The 19818-nt window shown below is 33.5% G+C and carries 24 protein-coding genes and 1 other annotated feature; of the genes, 5 read left to right on the forward strand and 19 right to left on the reverse strand.

Going from position 1 to position 19818, the window contains the following annotated elements:
• Positions 1–14 precede the first annotated feature (14 nt).
• The 4 genes from AC1RP1_RS03170 to AC1RP1_RS03185 all read right to left on the reverse strand — a co-directional run bounded on the left by AC1RP1_RS03170 (position 15) and on the right by AC1RP1_RS03185 (position 3810).
• Positions 15–1484: a HAMP domain-containing sensor histidine kinase gene (locus tag AC1RP1_RS03170; protein WP_481761217.1), complete on the reverse strand. Its 1470-nt coding sequence runs from the start codon at positions 1482–1484 to the stop codon at positions 15–17.
• Between the two features lie 38 nt (positions 1485–1522).
• Positions 1523–2209 carry a response regulator transcription factor gene (locus AC1RP1_RS03175; protein ID WP_409022671.1) on the reverse strand — a complete coding sequence of 229 codons (687 nt, stop codon included), beginning with the start codon at positions 2207–2209 and terminating at the stop codon, positions 1523–1525.
• 271 nt (positions 2210–2480) lie between these two features.
• Entirely contained in the window at positions 2481–2639 is a 159-nt protein-coding gene (locus AC1RP1_RS03180; RefSeq protein ID WP_481761216.1) for a hypothetical protein, read from the reverse strand.
• A 313-nt stretch (positions 2640–2952) separates the two neighbouring features.
• A complete protein-coding gene (locus AC1RP1_RS03185; protein ID WP_481761215.1) occupies positions 2953–3810 on the reverse strand; it encodes an aldo/keto reductase in 858 nt (285 codons plus the stop codon).
• 156 nt (positions 3811–3966) lie between these two features.
• Here AC1RP1_RS03185 and AC1RP1_RS03190 point away from each other — a divergent pair, with 156 nt between their 5' ends.
• From AC1RP1_RS03190 to AC1RP1_RS03205, 4 genes are all read left to right on the forward strand, one after another.
• A complete protein-coding gene (locus tag AC1RP1_RS03190) occupies positions 3967–4497 on the forward strand; it encodes a GNAT family N-acetyltransferase (protein ID WP_481761214.1) in 531 nt (176 codons plus the stop codon).
• Between the two features lie 603 nt (positions 4498–5100).
• Positions 5101–5748, forward strand: coding sequence for a sunset domain-containing protein (locus AC1RP1_RS03195; protein WP_481761213.1), 648 nt, complete (start codon positions 5101–5103; stop codon positions 5746–5748).
• Complete coding sequence (locus tag AC1RP1_RS03200; protein WP_481761212.1) at positions 5748–6599, forward strand: DNA/RNA non-specific endonuclease; 852 nt, start codon at positions 5748–5750, stop codon at positions 6597–6599. Before AC1RP1_RS03195 ends, AC1RP1_RS03200 begins: the two co-directional genes overlap by 1 nt.
• Positions 6600–6690: 91 nt before the next feature.
• Positions 6691–7257 (forward strand): hypothetical protein, encoded by a 567-nt coding sequence (locus AC1RP1_RS03205; RefSeq protein ID WP_481761211.1) that lies wholly within the window; start codon positions 6691–6693, stop codon positions 7255–7257.
• 258 nt (positions 7258–7515) lie between these two features.
• On the opposite strand, the gene gndA is transcribed toward AC1RP1_RS03205, so the two are convergent.
• Positions 7516–8937 carry an NADP-dependent phosphogluconate dehydrogenase gene (gene gndA, locus AC1RP1_RS03210; protein WP_481761210.1) on the reverse strand — a complete coding sequence of 474 codons (1422 nt, stop codon included), beginning with the start codon at positions 8935–8937 and terminating at the stop codon, positions 7516–7518.
• Between the two features lie 184 nt (positions 8938–9121).
• Here gndA and AC1RP1_RS03215 point away from each other — a divergent pair, with 184 nt between their 5' ends.
• The gene (locus AC1RP1_RS03215) at positions 9122–9625 is read left to right on the forward strand and encodes a hypothetical protein (protein WP_481761209.1); all 504 of its coding nucleotides are present in this window, start codon (positions 9122–9124) and stop codon (positions 9623–9625) included.
• A gap of 79 nt (positions 9626–9704) precedes the next feature.
• On the opposite strand, the gene rpmF is transcribed toward AC1RP1_RS03215, so the two are convergent.
• The 14 genes from rpmF to thrS all read right to left on the reverse strand — a co-directional run bounded on the left by rpmF (position 9705) and on the right by thrS (position 19737).
• Positions 9705–9884: a 50S ribosomal protein L32 gene (rpmF, locus tag AC1RP1_RS03220; RefSeq protein ID WP_057973392.1), complete on the reverse strand. Its 180-nt coding sequence runs from the start codon at positions 9882–9884 to the stop codon at positions 9705–9707.
• A 55-nt stretch (positions 9885–9939) separates the two neighbouring features.
• Complete coding sequence (locus tag AC1RP1_RS03225) at positions 9940–10488, reverse strand: YceD family protein (protein ID WP_409022679.1); 549 nt, start codon at positions 10486–10488, stop codon at positions 9940–9942.
• An 80-nt stretch (positions 10489–10568) separates the two neighbouring features.
• Entirely contained in the window at positions 10569–11711 is a 1143-nt protein-coding gene (locus AC1RP1_RS03230) for a nucleotidyltransferase (RefSeq protein WP_481762405.1), read from the reverse strand.
• Positions 11712–11722: 11 nt separating this feature from the next.
• Positions 11723–12463 carry a class I SAM-dependent methyltransferase gene (locus tag AC1RP1_RS03235; RefSeq protein ID WP_481761207.1) on the reverse strand — a complete coding sequence of 247 codons (741 nt, stop codon included), beginning with the start codon at positions 12461–12463 and terminating at the stop codon, positions 11723–11725.
• Positions 12463–12819 (reverse strand): ribosome silencing factor, encoded by a 357-nt coding sequence (gene rsfS / locus AC1RP1_RS03240; RefSeq protein WP_481761206.1) that lies wholly within the window; start codon positions 12817–12819, stop codon positions 12463–12465. The genes AC1RP1_RS03235 and rsfS overlap by 1 nt, the downstream gene beginning before the upstream one ends.
• Before the next feature lie 10 nt (positions 12820–12829).
• The gene (yqeK, locus tag AC1RP1_RS03245; protein ID WP_481761205.1) at positions 12830–13423 is read right to left on the reverse strand and encodes a bis(5'-nucleosyl)-tetraphosphatase (symmetrical) YqeK; all 594 of its coding nucleotides are present in this window, start codon (positions 13421–13423) and stop codon (positions 12830–12832) included.
• The gene (locus AC1RP1_RS03250) at positions 13416–14063 is read right to left on the reverse strand and encodes a nicotinate-nucleotide adenylyltransferase (protein ID WP_481761204.1); all 648 of its coding nucleotides are present in this window, start codon (positions 14061–14063) and stop codon (positions 13416–13418) included. The genes yqeK and AC1RP1_RS03250 overlap by 8 nt, the downstream gene beginning before the upstream one ends.
• 26 nt (positions 14064–14089) lie before the next feature.
• Complete coding sequence (gene yhbY, locus AC1RP1_RS03255) at positions 14090–14404, reverse strand: ribosome assembly RNA-binding protein YhbY (RefSeq protein ID WP_409022685.1); 315 nt, start codon at positions 14402–14404, stop codon at positions 14090–14092.
• 17 nt (positions 14405–14421) lie between these two features.
• A complete protein-coding gene (gene yqeH, locus AC1RP1_RS03260; protein WP_481761203.1) occupies positions 14422–15558 on the reverse strand; it encodes a ribosome biogenesis GTPase YqeH in 1137 nt (378 codons plus the stop codon).
• Positions 15551–16084 carry a YqeG family HAD IIIA-type phosphatase gene (locus tag AC1RP1_RS03265; RefSeq protein WP_409022687.1) on the reverse strand — a complete coding sequence of 178 codons (534 nt, stop codon included), beginning with the start codon at positions 16082–16084 and terminating at the stop codon, positions 15551–15553. The genes yqeH and AC1RP1_RS03265 overlap by 8 nt, the downstream gene beginning before the upstream one ends.
• Positions 16085–16392: 308 nt before the next feature.
• Complete coding sequence (rplT, locus tag AC1RP1_RS03270) at positions 16393–16752, reverse strand: 50S ribosomal protein L20 (protein ID WP_409022688.1); 360 nt, start codon at positions 16750–16752, stop codon at positions 16393–16395.
• Between the two features lie 58 nt (positions 16753–16810).
• Entirely contained in the window at positions 16811–17011 is a 201-nt protein-coding gene (gene rpmI, locus AC1RP1_RS03275) for a 50S ribosomal protein L35 (protein ID WP_057973380.1), read from the reverse strand.
• A gap of 25 nt (positions 17012–17036) precedes the next feature.
• Complete coding sequence (infC, locus tag AC1RP1_RS03280) at positions 17037–17537, reverse strand: translation initiation factor IF-3 (RefSeq protein WP_409022689.1); 501 nt, start codon at positions 17535–17537, stop codon at positions 17037–17039.
• 56 nt (positions 17538–17593) lie between these two features.
• Positions 17594–17731 (reverse strand) — a sequence feature (ribosomal protein L20 leader region).
• A 59-nt stretch (positions 17732–17790) separates the two neighbouring features.
• Positions 17791–19737 carry a threonine--tRNA ligase gene (gene thrS / locus AC1RP1_RS03285; protein WP_481761202.1) on the reverse strand — a complete coding sequence of 649 codons (1947 nt, stop codon included), beginning with the start codon at positions 19735–19737 and terminating at the stop codon, positions 17791–17793.
• Between the last annotated feature and the right edge of the window lie 81 nt (positions 19738–19818).

The raw sequence follows: 19818 nt of genomic DNA on the forward strand, positions 1-19818 counted from the left end.
ATTGCATTTCAACACTAGTCTCTTCTTATCTTTTCGGTTGGTTTAGTAGTAGCTAGAGGCAACGAAATTCTGAATATTGAACCACGCTTCTCAACACTTTCTACCACTAATGTTCCTTTATAACCCATAATGAGTTTTTGTGCGATTGATAATCCAAGACCATTACCGCCTTTATCACGACTTCTAGCTTTATCAACGCGATAGAAGCGATTAAAAACATTTTTTAAGTCATCTTTAGAAATTCCTTCACCAAAATCTTGAATAGCAATTTGAACCATTTTCATATCTTTTGATGCTGAAATATGAATTTCTTTTCTTGTTTCTGAATATTTAACGGCATTATCCATTAGAATAATTAAAACTTGTTCTAAGTGATTATGCGATATTTTTACCAAACTTTCTCCATTAAAATCTTCATCTAAAATAAACGTAAAATCGGGATGTATCATTTTAAAATCATTGAAAATTTGTAAAACAACTAATCGGACATCAACTAACTCATTTTTAAATGTCATCTCTACTTGTTCAGCTCTTGATAAATCAAGCATTTCTTGAACTAAACTCTTCATACGATTAATTTCTTGCAAAGATGCTTCAATCGACTCCGCTAGAACTGCCGGATCATCTTTACCCCACCTGTTCAATAATTCCATATGACCTTGAATTATTGCTACAGGGGTTCTTAACTCATGTGAGACATCTTCAACAAATTGTTGCTGTTGATCAACGTAGCGCTCCATCCTATCTAGCATACTATTGAACAAGTCCGCCAAATCAGATAACTCATCATTTCTATGCATATCTGGGACACGTACATGTCCAATTGGTGTTTCGCCTTCATTAATAATATCAATAGTTTCGTTCACTACTTCAATCGGTCTCAGTAACCAAGATGCCAGGATATACCCTAATATAGCACTACCAAAGGTTGCCGTAATAATTAAAACAATAAAAATTAGAATTAATTTATTACTAATTTTATGGTAATTTTCTAAAGCATTAGTTACTTGTGCATACCCGATTTTTTTGCCAGTTTTAGATGAATAAATAGCTCTTCTAGCAACATATCCATTTGCGCCATCAATTGTTTGGCTAGTAAACGTCATTTTATTTTTTTTAACAAATGGTACGTTTAAATTTCTTGAAGCAAAAACTTCTTGTTGCTTCAAATTATAAACACCTACTGCAATATTTTCTCTTGATAAATTAACAATTACTGCATTTGAGTACAAGTTATTTTCGTCTTTATCTGGTCGAGAATCTGCATTTATCGGTTTTAAATGTTGTGCAGTACTTGAAATTGTTAAGTCTTGATTCTCACGACTTAACTGTTGCGTCACCGTTCTTAAAGTATCTTGTACATCTTTTTTTTCTTTATCTAATAAAACGCCACTAAAACTCTGAAAAATAAGCGCAGAAAAAACGGCAAATATAAGTAAAACACCTATTGCCGTTCCTAATGCCCATTTCCATTTAAGTGACATACGTCTTACTTCTTTTGGATGCTGGGTTATTTTTTTTCTCATGATCTCATTACGTACCCTGTTCCTCTGACCGTTTGAATATAACTTTCTTCACCGCTACGATCTATTTTATTTCGTAAGTAACGAATATAAACATCCACAACGTTTGTTTCAACTTCTGATTCATATCCCCAAACTTTAGCTAATAAAACATCTCTAGCTAAAACAACATTAACACTTTCCATTAAAGCTAAAAGTAGTTCATATTCACGTTTGGTTAGCTCAATAACTTCTTCATCACGACGAACAACACGATTTTCTTTTTCAATTGTTAAATCACGGTAAGTGACAGTTGTCTGTTTTGCAACATTTTGTTCACCCTCTATATCAATACGACGTAACAATGCACGTAAACGCGCCAATAATTCTTCGATTGCAAATGGTTTAACAATATAATCATCTGCTCCATGGTCTAAGCCAGATACGCGGTCAATAACTGAATCACGAGCCGTCATCATAATGATTGGTGTATTTTTAACTTGTCGTACACGGCGACAAACCTCAAGACCATTTAATTCAGGTAACATTAAATCAAGTAGAATTGAATCCCAATCTTCATTTAAAGCAGCTTCTAGACCCGTTCGCCCATCAAAATGAACCTCAGTTTCAAATCCTTCATGTTGTAATTCTAATTCAACAAAGCGCGCTAAATTTTTTTCATCTTCAATTATTAGAATACGACTCATATTTTCATGATCTCCTGTTAGTTTTATTTTATTTTCTCATCCATATACACACAATTTTTAACCGATATCTTACTTTTCTTATTCTACCATTAAATGATATTCTTGCATACACTTTGCACTGCTCAACTCATATAGGTATTCAAGCACTTTTTAACCGTTTTTTTAATATATTATTAACTAAAAGAGTAATAAAATTAATATAACAAACCGTTAACTTTAAAAAATATATCATTAACGCTTTATTAAAATGAAAACTAAAAATTGGAATTAGTTATTCGATACCAGCAGCTTTAATCAGTAAAACCGATAATTCAATTATAAATTTTGCCATTTCAATTTCTTTTACAACGTTAACACGGATTTCTCCATTCAGCATACTCAAAATAACTTCTTCAAAAACCTTATATGAAAAGGTTTTATTCTCTGACAAAATAATTCCACCAAACCACATTATATTTTCTAAGTGTGCCGTTAAGTTAGGATATTAGAATATCGAAATTATACCTTAGCGTCTTAAAAAATAGTTACGGATTATCTTATTCCATACTACCTCATTGGTTAACTATTAAAGTTTTTTCCTTTATTTCAACTAAGAACACAATAAAACCCCTTAAGTTAGATTTTTCTCCAACTTAGGGGGTTCCACTTCAAATAGATAAAATTATCCCAAATGCTTCTTTTCCGTTATATACTTATACTTATATTTTATTTACCATTGGCAAAATAACTTTACTTCAGGTAATTTATGACAATAATTCCATGAACCGTTCAACTCTTTCTGGATCATTATGATCAAAGAAGGCAGATTCTTGTTTGTCTAAGGCAGTAATAGTTGCCATGTCTTCCACTGTTAATTCAAAATCAAATATGTCGATATTTTCTGCCATTCGTTCCGGTCTCACAGATTTAGCAAGTGCTACAATACCACGTTGCATTAACCATTTTAGAATAACTTGTCCAACTGATTTACCGTATTGTTTACCAATTTTTGACAATGTTTCATTTTTAAATAAGTCTAACCGGCCTTCAGCAAAAGGTGCCCATGCTTCCATTTGAATGCTTAATTTTTCATGATAGGCTTCATCCGTTAAACGTTGATTCCATGGGTTCACTTCTATTTGGTTAACTTGAACTTTAGCCACACCATTCATATGAGAGAATTCTATTAATTTTCCGATATCAAAGTTAGACACCCCAATAGCACGTATTTTCCCAGCAGATTGTGCGGTAGCTAAAGCGCGCCAAGCACCATATACATCACCGTATGGTTGGTGAATCAAGAATAAGTCTAGATAATCTAACTGCATTCTTTCTAGTGATTCATCAATTGCCTTCATCGCCTTTTCTTCACCAACATGTTGGATAAATAATTTGGTTGTGACAAACAACTCTTCTCGTGTCACTAATCCTTCAGTGATCGCTCTTTGGATAGCTTCCCCAGTTTCAACTTCGTTTCCATAGGCAATCGCTGTATCTAGTAATCGATATCCTACTTTAATCGCTTGATAAACTGCCTCTGCAGTTTCTTCTAAAGGAATTTGATACACGCCAAAACCTAGTTGTGGCATTTTCACTCCATTATTTAATGTAACTGTATTCATTTAAATCGCTCCCTTTTTATTTAATATACTAAGTTAAACACTTGGAGTGCACTCAGAGTCAAGGATTATGCTATATTATTTTAATATTTGTTTATTTTTCAGCTTTAGGCTACTATTACTATAAGTATTTTAGATTACATATAAGGAGAAAAAGCGATGACACCTATTATCACACTTTGCACAATTAATGACTTAGAAATATTACAAAAGATTAGCATTGAAACTTTTACTGATACTTTCGCTGCAGATAACGATCCAAAAGATTTACAAGATTTTTTGGATACCGCTTATTCTTTACCACAATTAACGAGTGAATTAAATGATCCAAATGCATTCTTTTACTTCGTACATGTTAATGATGAGTTAACTGGATATTTAAAATTAAATATTAACGACGCACAAACTGAAGATGACTTTCCGAACGGCTTAGAAATCCAACGAATTTACATTCGCAAAAATCACAAAAAAATGGGATTAGGTCAACTTCTATTTGAAAAATCTAAAGAGGTTGCCAAAGAATTTAAAAAAGATCAACTTTGGTTGGGAGTTTGGGAACATAATAAACCTGCCCTCTCCTTTTATGAAAAACAAGGCTTAACAAAACATAGCCAACATGATTTTGTTTTAGGCGATGCTATCCAAACCGATTTTATTTTAGTTCTAAACAGTAGTGACTCCAAAAATTAGCCTTTTTATAGAGTGGGAAAATCCACTCTATTTTTATACAAATAATTCTTTATATTTTCGGGATTCAATAGATTTTTTCAGCCTAATTTTTCTTTCATATCCATAAACTAACGTCTTAACGTTAATCCCAATGTGACATATTCATAACGTTCATCTAATAATTATTTTCATATACTATTATAAAGTTTAATAGTAAAATTGTATTGATATAGAGTATGTCCATCATAATCTAATTACGCAATATTTCACTAAAAATATTATTTCTGGAGGATTTTCCACATGAGTATCTTTTTCGCTCTCTTATTTATTACTACTTTTATCACATTTTTGGTATATGTTATTAAATTTATTATCGCAAAAATTAACAAAAAGGATACTAATCATGCAAGAAAATTAATATTATTTAGTTTCCTAATCTCATTTATTTTACTCGTTCTAATTGGTATCACTGCACCTTCTTCAAGTAGAAATGCTAGTGTCAAAGAATCTAGTTCCGCCCAATCAAGCTTTCTGTCTTAAAAAGATTACCAACATAACTTTTATTACTGAGACAATTTTTATTGCTTATTTTACATTACAAAAATCTTTGGAGGAACACGTATTATGAACGTTTTATTTGCACTTATTTTTTTTATTTCAATATATTTTATTATTTACTACACAGTTAAAAGATTTATGACAAAAACTAAAAATCCAAATATATACACTAAAATCAAGAAACGGGTTTGGTACCCTACTGCTGTACTGATCATTTCACTTGTAGGCATTGGGATGACTAGTCAGGCCGAACCAACTAAAAAACAATCGCCCCTTACTACCGTAACAAAAGTTGGCTCTGCCGATAAGAAAAAGGCAGAGTCAAAATATGAATCTATAAAAAAAGAAGTTTCTTCAAAAGAATCTGAAGCTGAATCATTGAGTAAAAAATTAAATGAGAAAGAATCTAAAGCCACTTCTGAAAAAGAAAGTGAATCTAAAGCTAAATCTAAATCTGAAAGTTCTCAAAGACTAGCTGCAAAAAAAGAACAAGAACATTTTAACAGCGTTCAAAAAGAAAATAATTCTACATCTACGGATTCATCTAACGCAGATTCTGTTACTACTGGCGGAGGATCCATCATCGGTAATACTAATTCTAAAATTTACCATACTCCCGGTCAAACTGGTTATAAAATGAGTAAATCAAATGCGATTACTTTCCAAACAGAACAAGCCGCTCAAGATGCTGGATATAGAAAGGCGAAAAAATAATGAAATCAACTAATCATTTATTAATACGTGTTCTAATTTTATCATTCACTTTTATTGGTATCAGTAACACGACTACCGTTTTAGCAAAATCTGATTCACATGTTACTTACGACTATACTGCCAAAAAGCAAGCAGAAGAAATTAATAATAAAGTTGATAAAGAACAAGTGAAATTAGACAAACTTAACAAAGAAATCAAAGAATTAAAAAATAAGTTAGCTAAATATGATAGTAAAGATTCTTCAAAAAAAGAAACAACTAAAAAATCTAAGACACTTGATTTATCATCTCTAAACTATAGTGATAAATCTGAAATAGAAGTTAATAATAATATTCCTACTTTCAGCGAAAGCACCCTATCTACTAGTAAAGGTACTTGGGAAGCGTACAGCAACCTAGATTCTCTGAATCGTGCTGGAACCGCCAATGCAATGTTAAGTAAATCTTTAATGCCTACCGCGAAACGCGAAGGGTTAACTTGGAACCCTACTGGCTGGAAAAATAAACGTATTAGTAACGGATGGTTATATAATCGTAGCCATTTAATTGGTTATCAATTATCAGGTCAGAACAATAATCCAAAGAATTTAATTACGGGTACTCGTGAACTGAATGCACCTGAAATGCTTGCCCATGAAATGGATATAGCTACTTACCTTAAAGAACATCCTAATAACTATATTAGATACCGCGTTACTCCAATATTCAGAGGAGATGAACTTCTTGCTCGTGGCGTACAAATGGAAGCTCAATCTATTGGTAGCTCCTCAATTAAATTCAATACTTACATTTTTAATGTAGAGGCCGGTGTTACTCTTAATTATAGGGATGGTACTAGTACACTAAATTAAACAAATAGATAACGGGCGTATAGATACTTCGAGTGGGTTCAATTCCCACTGCTCGCTTTTTACTATAAAAATATTTGGAGGAATTTGTGTTATGAATAAAAAAATAACAATAGTCGGGATTACTGCCATCACACTACTTTCACTAACTGCATGTGGGAATAGCAAGAATACAAGTAAGGATTCTTCATCTTCTGAGGCTGCATCATCTAGTATTATAAAAGCTAAAAAGGAATCAAGTAAGAAAGAGTCCATAAAAAAAGCAACTTCCGAAAGTAAAGCATCATCAGAATCATCTGCTCAAGCATCTAGCATCTCAGCTGCAAGTTCTTCAATTACCGCAGCTGAAAGTTCTATTGCCGCAAGCTCTTCTAGTATTGAGGCTGAGAAAAATAACGTTACTACCACTGAAAAATCTACAAGTTCATCTACATCAACTAAGATGACGCAATCAAAAGCTGAATCACTTGCTTTAAGCTATTTTAAATCATTCAATAATGAGACAAGCGACTGGGAACCAAAAGTTAAATCAAGCGATACTTTAGATAAAGGTAATAAATATATTGTATCCGTCTTCGATACTGAAACACACATGGTAGAATTTGACGTCAATAAATCTACTGGAAAAGTCACTTCTCCAAATTTAGGATATCAACGTTAATTTTTAAAGAGTGATAACAATTTTGTGTTTGTTAATTTTACATGGAGTCGGTACCTCCTTTAACAGCATTGAAGATCTACTTGGTCATTCCAATGTAAGGATTACCCAAATCTATATAACAGTAACTTCAAAACTATTACAATATTTAGATACTTAACTCAAACGTAACCAAAAGCGTAACCAAAAGAAAAAAAGGCCTATCTAACAACTTTTAAATCGTTGTTAGATAGCCTTTTTTAGTATATTTATTAACTTTTTTTATTGTTCAGTATACCAAGTATAGTGGAATGAACCTGGTTTATCAGTACGTTCATACGTATGAGCACCAAAGTAATCACGTTGTGCTTGAATTAAATTAGCAGGTAAAACTTCTGAACGGTATTGATCGTAATACGTAATTGCTGCACTGAATCCAGGAACTGGAATACCAGCTTTAACAGCAATACCAACGATATCTCGAACTGATTCTTGATATTTTTTAACAATATCTTTGAAGTAACCATCTAATAAGATGTTATTTAAATCAGCTTTTTCGTCAAATGCGTCAGTAATATTTTGTAAGAAACGGGCACGAATGATACATCCAGCACGCCAAATCTTAGCCATATCACCAAAGTTTAAATCCCATTCATAATGTTCTGAGGCAACACGTAATTGTTCAAATCCTTGTGCATAACTCATGATTTTACTAAAGTATAATGCTTCACGAATTTTTTCAATTAATTCTTTTTTATCTAATTCACCTAATTTAACTTCTGGTTTAGGTAAAACTTTACTTGCTTCAACACGTTCTTCTTTCATTGCTGAAATGTAACGTGCATAAACAGATTCAGAAATAACTGACTGAGGAACACCTAATTCAAGTGCACTCTGTGATGACCACTTACCAGTACCTTTATTTCCAGCACGATCGAGGATAACATCAACAATAGGTTTACCAGTGCCTAAATCATCTTTACGTGTTAAGATATCAGCAGTAATTTCGATCAAGTAACTATCCAATTCACCTTTGTTCCAGTCAGAGAAGATATCAGCGATTTCATCAACTGAGAGGCCTAATAAATCTCTTAACAAATGATATGATTCAGAAATTAATTCCATATCACCATATTCAATTCCATTATGAACCATCTTAACATAATGACCAGCACCGTTAGGACCGATATAAGTCACACATGGTGTCCCATCGCTAGCTTTAGCAGACATTTCCTCAAGAATTGGTGCAACAAGGTCATATGCCTCTTTTTGGCCACCTGGCATCATTGATGGTCCTTCAAGTGCACCAATTTCGCCACCTGAAACGCCCATTCCAATAAAGTTAATTCCAGAATTATCTAATTCTGCATTACGGCGTACTGTATCTTCAAAGTAAGTATTACCACCATCAATTAAAACATCACCTTTATCTAAGAATGGTAATAGTTCTGCAATAACAGCATCAGTTGGTTTGCCAGCTTTTACCATGATAATAATTCTTCTAGGTTTTTCTAATGAATCTGCAAAATCCTTAATTGAGTAGCTGGGTACTAATTTTTTTTCTGAGTGGTCTTTCATAACTTGCTCAGTTTTAGCTCCCGTTCTATTATAAATAGCTACCGTACGGCCACGACTCTCAGCATTCAATGCGAGATTTTTACCCATAACAGCCATTCCAATAACACCAATTTGTGCTTTATCCATTATAATACCTCCTACATTTCTTTAATTTTTTGTGAATCAAAAACCATGTAATCTAAGAAAGTATCAGCTACCGACTTTGTCAATAAACCCATTTAACTTTCAACGTCAATTATACACTAGACATCAAAAATTCCTATCTATTTTACCTTTTTTTGTTATACTGATTTCAGGAGGTCTTTCAAATATGAAATTAGTTGAAGTACAAGAATTATATTATGCCATCGATACTTTTTTATACAGTCGCGCAAAAGCAGAATTTTCTAACAATATCCCTACTTTTGACTTAGTTGTCCAAGTTAACGACAAATTATTAACGGCCGATTTTTTAGATTTAAAAGATAGTCGAATTCAAATTTATAGTACCACAAGTCAGCACACTATCGCATCTCAGTCAATTCCTTACGAAAATGACAGTAGTAATGCTTTCATCAGTCCGATAAGAAAAACAATCTTTAAAAATTATCGTTCCGAATTTTCAGGCTGGTCTAATCTTAGTAACAAACCAGAGTTATTACTTCTAGATTTGATAGATTTAATTAAATCTATCAAATCGCCCACTTTTAAGGCTGTTAAAACACCGGCTAAAAATGTAACTTATATTGAAAGCCATGCCAAATTACCTTTTCAATTTTTTGATCCAGAGACAGACTTCAAAATTATAAGTTTGAAAATTAGTGAAAAAAAATAAGATTCAATTGAATCTTATTTTTTTTGTACAGAAAAAGCCTTAACACCATGGTTGTTAAGGCTTTTTACTTAATGTAGATTTAGTTGTTTACTTTTACGACTTCTTTTCCGTCATAAAAACCACAGCTAGGACATACATAATGTGATTTTCTTAATTCGCCACAGTTAGGGCAAGCGCTCATACCTGGGACAGTTAACTTGTAATGCGTACGACGCATTCTCTTACGTGTTTTTGATGTTTTACGTGCTGGTACTGCCATTATCAAACACCTCCTTTAAAATTATCCAAAACTTTTAATAAAAGTATTGTTATGTTTATTCCTCTTCAGAACCATCATTATCAAAAAAATTTTGTAATGAGGCAAATCGAGGATCAACTTTTTCTTTTCTAACCTGTACGAGTTTATCTTCAGTAAGAACTTCCCAGTCGTCTCCGGTTGGTAAATCTTCTGCTTTTCTCTCATCATCAGTCAGTATCTGCATCGGAATCTGTAATAACACATTATCCTCTATCACAGAATTCAAATTGAGCATATCTTCTTCCAAAATAATTACAACATCATTTTTATCAAACCGTTCAAGTGCTTTATCGCGATAGCCTACATAAAATTCATCAACTGAAAAATTTAATGGGACATCGACACTCTTTAATGATCGTGTTGATGGCATTTCAACTGTTAAACTAACGTTAAAATGACCAATGACATCTTGATGATCTGCTGACAGAATGCCCGTAACATGGACTTCTGAAACAGCTGTAATTGTTTTGTTGCGCAGCATTAATCCTTCGGAAAGGTTTAACATTTCGTCAACTTGAAGTGGTTCATCACTTTGTTTTTTTAACTCAACTAAGGACCATTTCATGCAAATATGCCTCCTAATGCAACGCTTATGATTATACCTGTGATTAAAAACATTGTCAATGGTATATCCTTGACAGTATGTTAATTAATTTGTTTAGGTCTTCTAAAAAGATCCGATTTTTTATGACTAACTAGCCCATAAATAATTCCTGCTCGATAATCTAATTGGTAAAGTCCCTCTTTATCCTTTTTACTAATTTTTGTTATTATAGGATATGGCACTTCCTTTTTTAAATGATTAAGCAGCGTTTGACCTTTTTTTGAGAACCCTAAGACATGATAATAAGGCTGCTTATATTGTTTGTCAATTTCATTTTGCTTTATTTGTAACAAAATATAAGTTGCTAGTCTTGAGATTTTTGTATAAGTTACTCGTTTCGACTTAACGGCTTGGACCCAATCATCAAAATTAGCCTCGTCAGGCAACTTTTCGTACTGCTGCAACAAACGATACTCAATACCCTCAGACATGCCATAAATCGACGATAATTGACCTGGTGTTGATAGACTCAACTGATATCGAAGATATGGCCAAAAATCTGTCCAATCGGCCCATCTTTCATTTTCTGAATCAAGTCGAGTTTGATTAGGAACAACTTCTACAATCGATTCTTGATGTTGAACTGCTAATCTAATTGCTGTTGCACTTGTAATTTTTTGAGTATCAACAAATTTTGTTTCATGGTAATCAGCCTCTATACGTTGAATCGGACATAACTGGATTTCGGCTTTTTCGGCTATGCAGGCTTCAGCATAAGCTAAACCTAACAAATCATTAGGCCGATTAATTTGAACACCTGTTTTTTCAAAAACAGCTCGTTGATATTGTGTGGCATACGTTTCATTAAACTGATTAAACTCACTATCTAACGTTTGAATTTCAGTTGCGATAGTCATAAAATCCAAATCAGGATGTTCAGCACCAAAAACAAGTCTGGTTATCTTTAATCCGGCCAATAATTTAATGGCACCTTGAGCAAACAAATCAGCCGGTTGAACAGAAAATGCAACGGGTAACTCAACTATTAAATCAACACCAGATTGCAATGCTTGCTCCGTACGGCTCTCTTTATCAAGTGCAGCTGGAATACCTCTCTGTAAGAATTGTCCGCTCATAAGGGCAATAATCGTCGTATCAGGATACTTTTCTTTTATTTGATTAATCTGATACAAATGTCCGTTATGAAACGGATTATATTCAACAATAACCCCAGTCGTGTCCAAGTAACTCACTCCTATTTATCGCAGACAAAAAATAGTCTTGTTGTTTTATCATCAACTTGACTTGTGCCAAAATCAGCCGAAATTTTAATATTCTTAAATCCAGCATTTTTTAACAATTCAGTATACGTATTAACTGAATATGTTCGTTCATGATGGTCCTCAGTTAGACGTTCAAATTGACAGTTAGTATCATTTTTGACAAAAAAAGTTAATTCATGAACGACACTGTGTGGCTCTTCATCTTTAAATGTTGACCACAAAAAAGCTTGATCATCATCCTGATAGTTGTACATATAACCTGGATAAATCTCATCCGTTTGATAGGTTGAGATAACATCAAAAATGAATCGACCATTTTCTTGTAGTAATCCATGAATTGATTTAAAAACGTTTCCTACAGCATCAGCGTCAGGTAAATAACAAAATGAGTCAGCAAAACAAGTTACCGCATCAAATTGTGGTAACTCTGCCTCTTCCAAATTCATCATATCACCTTGTACTAAAGGCAAGGATACATTCGCATCCTGTGCGTGTTGGTCAGCAATTGATAACATTTCTTCAGATAAATCTAAACCAACGACTGAATAACCAGATTGCGTTAAAGCAATTGCTAATTGACCTGCACCACAAGCTAATTCAAGAATTTCAGTTTTCTTATCAGGAACTTGTGTTTCGACAAATGTTTGCCAAGAATCATATAAATCAGGATCCATTAATTGATCATACAATTTTGAAAAGGTGGTATAAATCATTATTCTTCAATCCATGCTGATAAATCTACAGATGCGCCTTCAGACCAGAATTTTTCAAGATCATAAAATTCACGTGATTCAGTTTTAAATACATGCACAATTAAATCTCCAAAATCTAATAAAACCCAACTAGTTGAATTACGTCCTTCAATACGACGGACTTCAACACCTGCTAGTTCTTCTTGATCTTGAATTTCTTTGACGATAGCCTTAACTTGGTGAGCTGAGTCAGCTTGTGTCACCATGAAATAATCAGCTAATAGACTAATTTCATGGACATCAATAGCCACCGTCTTTTCGCCACGTTTACTGTCAGCAGCCTTAACTGCGATTTCTAATTTTTCTATACTATTCATTATTACTCCTCTATTCTGCGACCCATTTATTAAAGGTCAAAATTGTTTTAGGATACACTCTTTTATTGGTATTAATTAAATAACTTAGTGTATGTTTTGTTTCAAATCCAACAGCTGCATCCAAACTTTCAAATGCTTTTTTTCGTGCTTCAAGAACGCCAGAGAACGTCCTACCTTCTTCGATGAAATCAGCGACGTAGACAATTTTATCCAACAAATCCATCTCAACATCGCCTGTCGTATGCTTCACAATTGATGTTAAAATTTTATCATCTGTAATACCTAATTCATCATGTATCAACTCTGCGCCAACAATTCCATGCCAGATAGCATTCCCCCAATTTAATAAATCAGGATCCATATGTTTTTGCTTAATTGTTCTGATAAAGGTGTCATCTGTCCGCTCCTTGGCATAATCATGAATAAGTCCAGCAATACTTGCTCTTTCAATATCACCATTATTATTTTGAGCAAGTTCAATTGCAGATTTTTCAACATTTAACACATGCTGAAATCTTTTTTCACTCAAAGTTTCCTTCAAAATCTGTACTAATTCTTCTCTAGTTCCACTAAAAAGATTATTAGAATAAACTAAATTATTCACGATACAACCCTTCTTTCTCAATATAATTTGAGACTGCCTTAGGTACTAAATAATTAATTGAACAGCCTTTTTTTATCTTATCTCGAATTTGTGTTGAACTAATATCAATTGTTGGTACATCAACCCAAAGTATAGGATACTGACTTGTTTGTTCAAATCCCGTTCGTTTAACTCCAACAAAATGTACTAATTTTACTAATTCATCAATACGAGACCATTTCGGTAAATAATCTACCATATCGCCGCCAATAATAAAATAGTAATCATTTTCCGGATGAGCTGCTTTTAAAGCAACCACAGTGTCATAGGTGTAGCTAATACCACCGCGATTAATTTCAGTATCTTCCAGCTTAAACTTATCGTTATCCGCGATACTTTGATTAACCATATCAAGGCGATACTTTGCATCAATTGCTTCCTTTTTATCCACATGTGGTGGTGTTGCATCCGGCATAAATCGAACTTCACTTAATCCTAATTGCTGACAAACTTGATCAGCAATTATTAAATGACCTAAGTGAGGCGGATTAAACGTACCCCCGAGAATTCCAACACGCTTTTTCGTATTATCAAGAATGGGTTTAGTCTTAAATTTCGTAACTAAATTAATTTCTTTTAATTTTTGGACTTGAATAGTCAAGCTAAAAACCTCCTCAAAATTTTAAATTAAGCGAGTAAATTAACTTTGTCAGAGATATCTCGATTTTCGACATCTGTTGCTGCTTGATAAAGCACTAATGTATGACCAATCACTTGAACAACTTGAATTGAACTATTAGATTCAATAAAAATACGAACTTCATTTGTATCAATTGTTGCATTTTGTAGCATGTTAATTTTGATTAATTCGCGTTTTTCAATTGCTTCGCGAATTTGGTTTAACCAGTTAGTAGACACGCCTTCTTTTCCAACTTGGAAAAGTGGACGTAAATGATGTGCCTGACTGCGTAGATATCTTTTTTGTTTGCCTCTTAATGTCATATGTTAGTTAACTCCTCTTATATCATTGCTTTACGTAAAAGAACCGAAACACCTTTTGGTGCCCAGCCAGCGACTTTAGCACCCTCATTAATGGTTACCCATCCAAGTCCGGCAAAAACTAAATCACTTTTTTGTGTTGCTTTAAATTCAAAACGAACTAATTCTGGGAAGTCGTTCATTTCATCATCTGTTGGTGGATTTAATAAACCACCAGCATGTTTCTCATAAAATTCACTTGCAGTCTCAGTTTTTGTTCTATGAATCATTAAATCATTATCAAGATAAACGACAACACCAGGAGTTCCCCCTGAAATGTAATCAAATCTTGCAACAGCCCCAAAGAATAATGTTTGGTTTTCATTTAACTGATAGACGCGTTGTTTAATTTCTTTTTGAGGAGAAACTAATCTTAGCGCCTTACCTGATAGATAATGAGCCATCTGGTCTTGATGAATAATACCTGGTGTATCAATTAAAGCTCGATCATCGTCCAATGGAATTTCAATCTTATCAAGCGTAGTTCCTGGGAATCTTGAAGTTGTAATCAGGTCTTGGACACCTGTTCTTTGTTTAATGATTTGATTAATCAATGTTGATTTACCAACATTAGTTACTCCAACAACGTACACATCACGGCCTTCACGATACTTTTCAATTAATTCTAATAATTCATCAATCGCAAAGTTTTTTGTTGCACTTGTCAATGCAACATCAATTGGTCGTAATCCTTGTAAATTAGCTTGTTGTCTCATCCAATCCTTTAACTTCGAACGTCTCAATGACTTAGGCAATAAATCAGCTTTATTTCCAACCATTAAAACAGGATTATCACCCACAAATCGATGTAATCCAGGAATTAGACTACCATTAAAATCAAAAATATCAATAACGTTGACGATTAATGCATCAGCACTACCAATTTGATTCAATAATTTTAGGAAATCATCATCAGTTAACTTAACGTCAGCAATTTCATTGTAATGTCGTAGTCTAAAACATCTTTGGCAATATAGTTCATTTGTTTCAAGTCCTTTTTTTACTGCGGATTTAGGTGTATAGCCTAATTCATCTACTTCTTCACTTTGAATTTTTGAGCCACAGCCAATACAAAAAAGATCTTCGTCAATTTCTGGTACTTCAATTATGTCAGTCATCCAATGAATTCCCCCATTTAGTTTTAAAATCGTGTTTTTTAATTAAGTGATTTTTAATTCTTTTTTCAATGAAACGATTAGGTTTTGTATTCCAAGCGTCTGATTCAACAAGTGGTTTAACCAATATACTTTTAATGCCCGCATTATTCGCAGCAGCAATATCAGTCATCAATTGATCACCTATTAAAACTAAATCTTGATTATTCATCTTAAATTCATTTTTAACTTGGTTAATTCCTTTTGTAAATGGTTTTAGAGCTCTGGAAACAAATGGTAATCCAATATGTTCCAGTGCCTTTTCAATACGTTCGTGACTATTGTTAGATACAACAATCACTGGAATTGAAGCCGCAGCTATAAGCTCTAACCAATTCTTCAATTCTGGGGTTCCGTTTGGGTTATCCCATGCAATTAATGTATTGTCTAAATCAGTCATAACAACTTTAATTCCATGATTTTGTAAATCCTCTGGTGTTAAATCATAAATTGATTCAACCATCCAAGTTGGTTTATATCTCTCAAGCATGTTAGCTACCTCAATTTTAGAATAATAATCTAAGTATAATGTACTTTCAACAAAATTGCATGTTTTCCATGAAAACAAATGAAATTAATTTTATTTTCTCATTTTAAAATAATAGAAACGAGTTATTTCAATTTTATATTGCTCTTTTTAAGATTATATTTTGTCTTATTAGTTACATAGACCATAATCATTGATATCACATAAAATTTTTTTGATTTCACTAAAAATAACATACTTAACTTATTTACAGAAATTTTATTAAAAAAAGAGGATACTTGACAATTGGTCAAGTATCCTCTTAAAAGTTATTATTTACTTAATGCTTTTTTAGCTTCTTCTGCAACAGCAGCAAATGCTGCTGAATCTTTAACAGCTAATTCAGCTAACATTTTACGGTTAACTTCAATTTCAGCTAATTTCAAGCCATGCATCATCTTGCTGTAACTTAAACCATTCATACGTGCTGCAGCGTTAATACGTGCAATCCATAGACGACGGAAGTTACGTTTTGTTTGATGGCGATCACGGAATGAATATTGGTACGATTTCATTACTTGTTGTTTAGCTACCTTAAATTGGATATGTTTTGATCCACGGTAACCTTTTGCTAATTTAAGCATTCTTTTGCGACGTTGACGTGTAACGGTTCCACCTTTAACTCGTGGCATGAAAATTCCTCCTTATTGAGCCATTTAAAAATGGCATCAATTGTCTAATTTATATTTATTATTTCATTTGTGAAAGCATTTGTTTGATACGCTTGTTATCTGATGCTGACACTGTAGTTGATTTGCTTAATTGACGACGTTGTTTCTTAGTTTTACCATGCATACGATGACTTGTATATGCTTTAGAGCGTTTTAAGCCACCATTTCCTGTACGTTTAAAACGTTTTGCTGATGCACGATGAGTCTTTTGTTTTGGCATAATCTAATATCCTCCTAATATAGCTTTACTTTTCAGCCTTAGGTGCAAGCATCATGAACATACTACGTCCATCCATCTTCGCTCTTGATTCAACTGATGCAACTTCTTTAGCTGCGTCAGCGAAGCGATTCAAGACATCACGTCCGATTTCTTTATGCGTAATTGCACGGCCTTTAAATCTAATTGATACTTTAACCTTATCACCTTTTGCAAGGAATTTTGAGGCATTTTTCAATTTTGTATTGAAATCGTTAATATCAATCGTTGGACTAAGTCTAACTTCTTTAACATTAACAATCTTTTGGTTTTTACGGGCTTCTCTTTGTTTCTTTTGTAATTCGAAACGGTACTTCCCGTAATCCATAATCTTAGCAACAGGTGGTTTTGAGTTAGCGGCAACAACAACAACATCTAAATTAGCAATTTCTGCCATATCTAGTGCTTCTTGTTTCGTTTTAACACCAAGTTGTTCGCCATCATCACCGATCAAACGAAGTTCCGATGCGCGGATACCTTCATTGACCATTTTGTCTACTTTATCAACTGCTATGGCAATGCACCTCCAAATTTTTTTGAGAAAAAACACAGAAAAACGGGCAACAATAATAAATTATCGCAGCCCGCTTGAAATCCATTTTAATTGGAATTTAATTTCAATAATATTCTGCCCAGAGACTCTTTGTCTCTTCAGGCGAGAAGCGGGAGCCTCTGCTTTTTCTTAACTTTTATATCATACCAACTTGAAGACTCATTGTCAAGCAAATTAAAATGAGTCTTTTTTATGCTTTACGACTATAGTTGGCAATTTCTTTTGTAATGTTGTTAATAAAATCTTCTTTTGTAAAGATATTTGAATCATCTTCACCATGTCGACGAACAGAAACTGTATTTTCAGCTACTTCATTATCACCGACAACTAAAATATAAGGTACTTTAGTAACTTGCGCTTGACGCATCTTATAACCCATCTTTTCGTTACGTTCATCAACCGTTACTCGTACACCACGAGCAACTAAGTTAGCACGTAAATCATGCGCATAATCGGCATGAAGATCGTTTTTAACAGGAATAATTGTTACCTGTTTAGGAGCCAACCAAGTTGGGAATGCTCCTTTGTACATTTCTGTTAAGTAAGCTGTAAAACGTTCCATCGTTGAAACAAGTCCACGATGAATCATAACAGGACGGTGTTCTTCACCATCATCACCGATGTATGATAATTCAAATTTTTCAGGCATCATGAAATCTAATTGAATTGTTGATAACGTTTCATCATTTCCTAACGCTGTTTTTGTTTGAACATCTAATTTAGGACCGTAAAATGCTGCTTCTCCTTCAGCTTCGTAGTAATCTAAGCCTAAATCATCCATAGCACCTTTTAACATACTTTGTGATTTTGTCCACATTTCATTATCATCAAAGTATTTCTCTGTGTTAGCTGGATCACGATAGCTCAAACGGAATGAATAGTCAGCAATCCCAAAGTCATCATAAACTTCCATCATTAAACGAAGGACGCTTTTAAATTCTTCTTGAATTTGATCAGGAGCAACGAAAGTATGACCATCATTTAATGTCATTTCACGTACACGTTGTAAACCAGAAAGTGCACCTGATTTTTCATAACGATGCATCATTCCTAATTCAGCAATTCTGATAGGAAGATCACGATATGAACGAATATGATGCTTGTAAACTTGAATATGTGAAGGACAGTTCATTGGACGTAACTCTAACTCTTCGCCATCACCCATGTCCATTGGTGGGAACATGTCTTCGCGATAATGGTCCCAATGACCAGAAGTTTTATATAAATCCAAGTTGGCTAAGATTGGTGTGTAAACATGATCATAACCATTTGAAACTTCCTTATCAACAATGTAGCGTTCAATCGTACGACGAATTGTAGCACCATTAGGTAACCAGTATGGTAATCCTGCACCAACTTTTGGATCTACAAAGAATAAATCTAAGTCATTACCAATTACTCGATGATCGCGTTCACGTGCTTCTTGACGACGAACTAATTCAGCATCTAAATCTTTTTGTTTAAAGAACGCTGTACCATAAACACGTTGTAACATCGGATTACTTGATTTACCTTGCCAATATGCACCAGCAACTGATAATAATTGGAAAATTTTAACATCAGCAGTTGAGCGTAATTGTGCGCCATCGCTTAAGTTAACGAATTCACCTTGTTTGTAAATTTCAACTTGTCCATTTTCATCAGTAGCTTCAACTACTAATTCAGCACGATATGGGTCACCAGCAAATAATTCAAGAGCTTCAGCTTTTGAAACTAATTGACGTTCAATTTTCAAATTTTCTTTAACAATTGATTTCATCTTATCTTGAATTTTCTTCAAATCATCAACGCTAACTTGTGTTTCACCATTATCTGTATCAAAATAGAAACCATTTTCAATATCAGAACTCATACCAAATTTCATACCTGGGTATAATTGTTGTAACGCATTAGCTAAAACTTGAGCAGCTGTATGCCATAAAACGATTAATCCGTCTGCAGATTCTTTAGTAACAATTTCGATAGCGCCGTCTGCCTCTAATGGACGAAGATAATCAACCAAAACACCATTGAATTTACCGGCAATTGATTTTTTAGCTAAACTAGGACTAATTGACTTTGCAACGTCTTCAGTCGTAATACCTGAATCAAACTCTTTAACTGCGCCATCTGGAAATGTAATATTTATTTTTGACATGTTAACTTCCTCCATTGTTTTAATATTTTTTGATACAAAAAAAGTCCCTAATACACAAATAAAATCGTGTATTAGGGACGT

Source organism: Dellaglioa sp. CoH-56-MRSF-13, assembly GCF_056782095.1.

Coding starts and splice junctions, on each gene's coding strand:
- rpmI (WP_057973380.1), bottom strand. CDS start 17,011: ATGCCAAAACAAAAGACTCATCGTGCATCAGCAAAACGTTTTAAACGT.
- rplT (WP_409022688.1), bottom strand. CDS start 16,752: ATGCCACGAGTTAAAGGTGGAACCGTTACACGTCAACGTCGCAAAAGA.
- AC1RP1_RS03225 (WP_409022679.1), bottom strand. CDS start 10,488: ATGAAATGGTCCTTAGTTGAGTTAAAAAAACAAAGTGATGAACCACTT.
- AC1RP1_RS03265 (WP_409022687.1), bottom strand. CDS start 16,084: ATGCTTGAGAGATATAAACCAACTTGGATGGTTGAATCAATTTATGAT.
- gndA (WP_481761210.1), bottom strand. CDS start 8,937: ATGGATAAAGCACAAATTGGTGTTATTGGAATGGCTGTTATGGGTAAA.
- AC1RP1_RS03215 (WP_481761209.1), top strand. CDS start 9,122: ATGAAATTAGTTGAAGTACAAGAATTATATTATGCCATCGATACTTTT.
- AC1RP1_RS03205 (WP_481761211.1), top strand. CDS start 6,691: ATGAATAAAAAAATAACAATAGTCGGGATTACTGCCATCACACTACTT.
- AC1RP1_RS03185 (WP_481761215.1), bottom strand. CDS start 3,810: ATGAATACAGTTACATTAAATAATGGAGTGAAAATGCCACAACTAGGT.
- AC1RP1_RS03175 (WP_409022671.1), bottom strand. CDS start 2,209: ATGAGTCGTATTCTAATAATTGAAGATGAAAAAAATTTAGCGCGCTTT.
- rpmF (WP_057973392.1), bottom strand. CDS start 9,884: ATGGCAGTACCAGCACGTAAAACATCAAAAACACGTAAGAGAATGCGT.
- AC1RP1_RS03235 (WP_481761207.1), bottom strand. CDS start 12,463: ATGATTTATACCACCTTTTCAAAATTGTATGATCAATTAATGGATCCT.
- thrS (WP_481761202.1), bottom strand. CDS start 19,737: ATGTCAAAAATAAATATTACATTTCCAGATGGCGCAGTTAAAGAGTTT.
- yhbY (WP_409022685.1), bottom strand. CDS start 14,404: ATGACATTAAGAGGCAAACAAAAAAGATATCTACGCAGTCAGGCACAT.
- AC1RP1_RS03190 (WP_481761214.1), top strand. CDS start 3,967: ATGACACCTATTATCACACTTTGCACAATTAATGACTTAGAAATATTA.
- AC1RP1_RS03200 (WP_481761212.1), top strand. CDS start 5,748: ATGAAATCAACTAATCATTTATTAATACGTGTTCTAATTTTATCATTC.
- AC1RP1_RS03195 (WP_481761213.1), top strand. CDS start 5,101: ATGAACGTTTTATTTGCACTTATTTTTTTTATTTCAATATATTTTATT.
- rsfS (WP_481761206.1), bottom strand. CDS start 12,819: ATGAATAGTATAGAAAAATTAGAAATCGCAGTTAAGGCTGCTGACAGT.
- AC1RP1_RS03170 (WP_481761217.1), bottom strand. CDS start 1,484: ATGTCACTTAAATGGAAATGGGCATTAGGAACGGCAATAGGTGTTTTA.
- infC (WP_409022689.1), bottom strand. CDS start 17,537: ATGGTCAATGAAGGTATCCGCGCATCGGAACTTCGTTTGATCGGTGAT.
- yqeH (WP_481761203.1), bottom strand. CDS start 15,558: ATGACTGACATAATTGAAGTACCAGAAATTGACGAAGATCTTTTTTGT.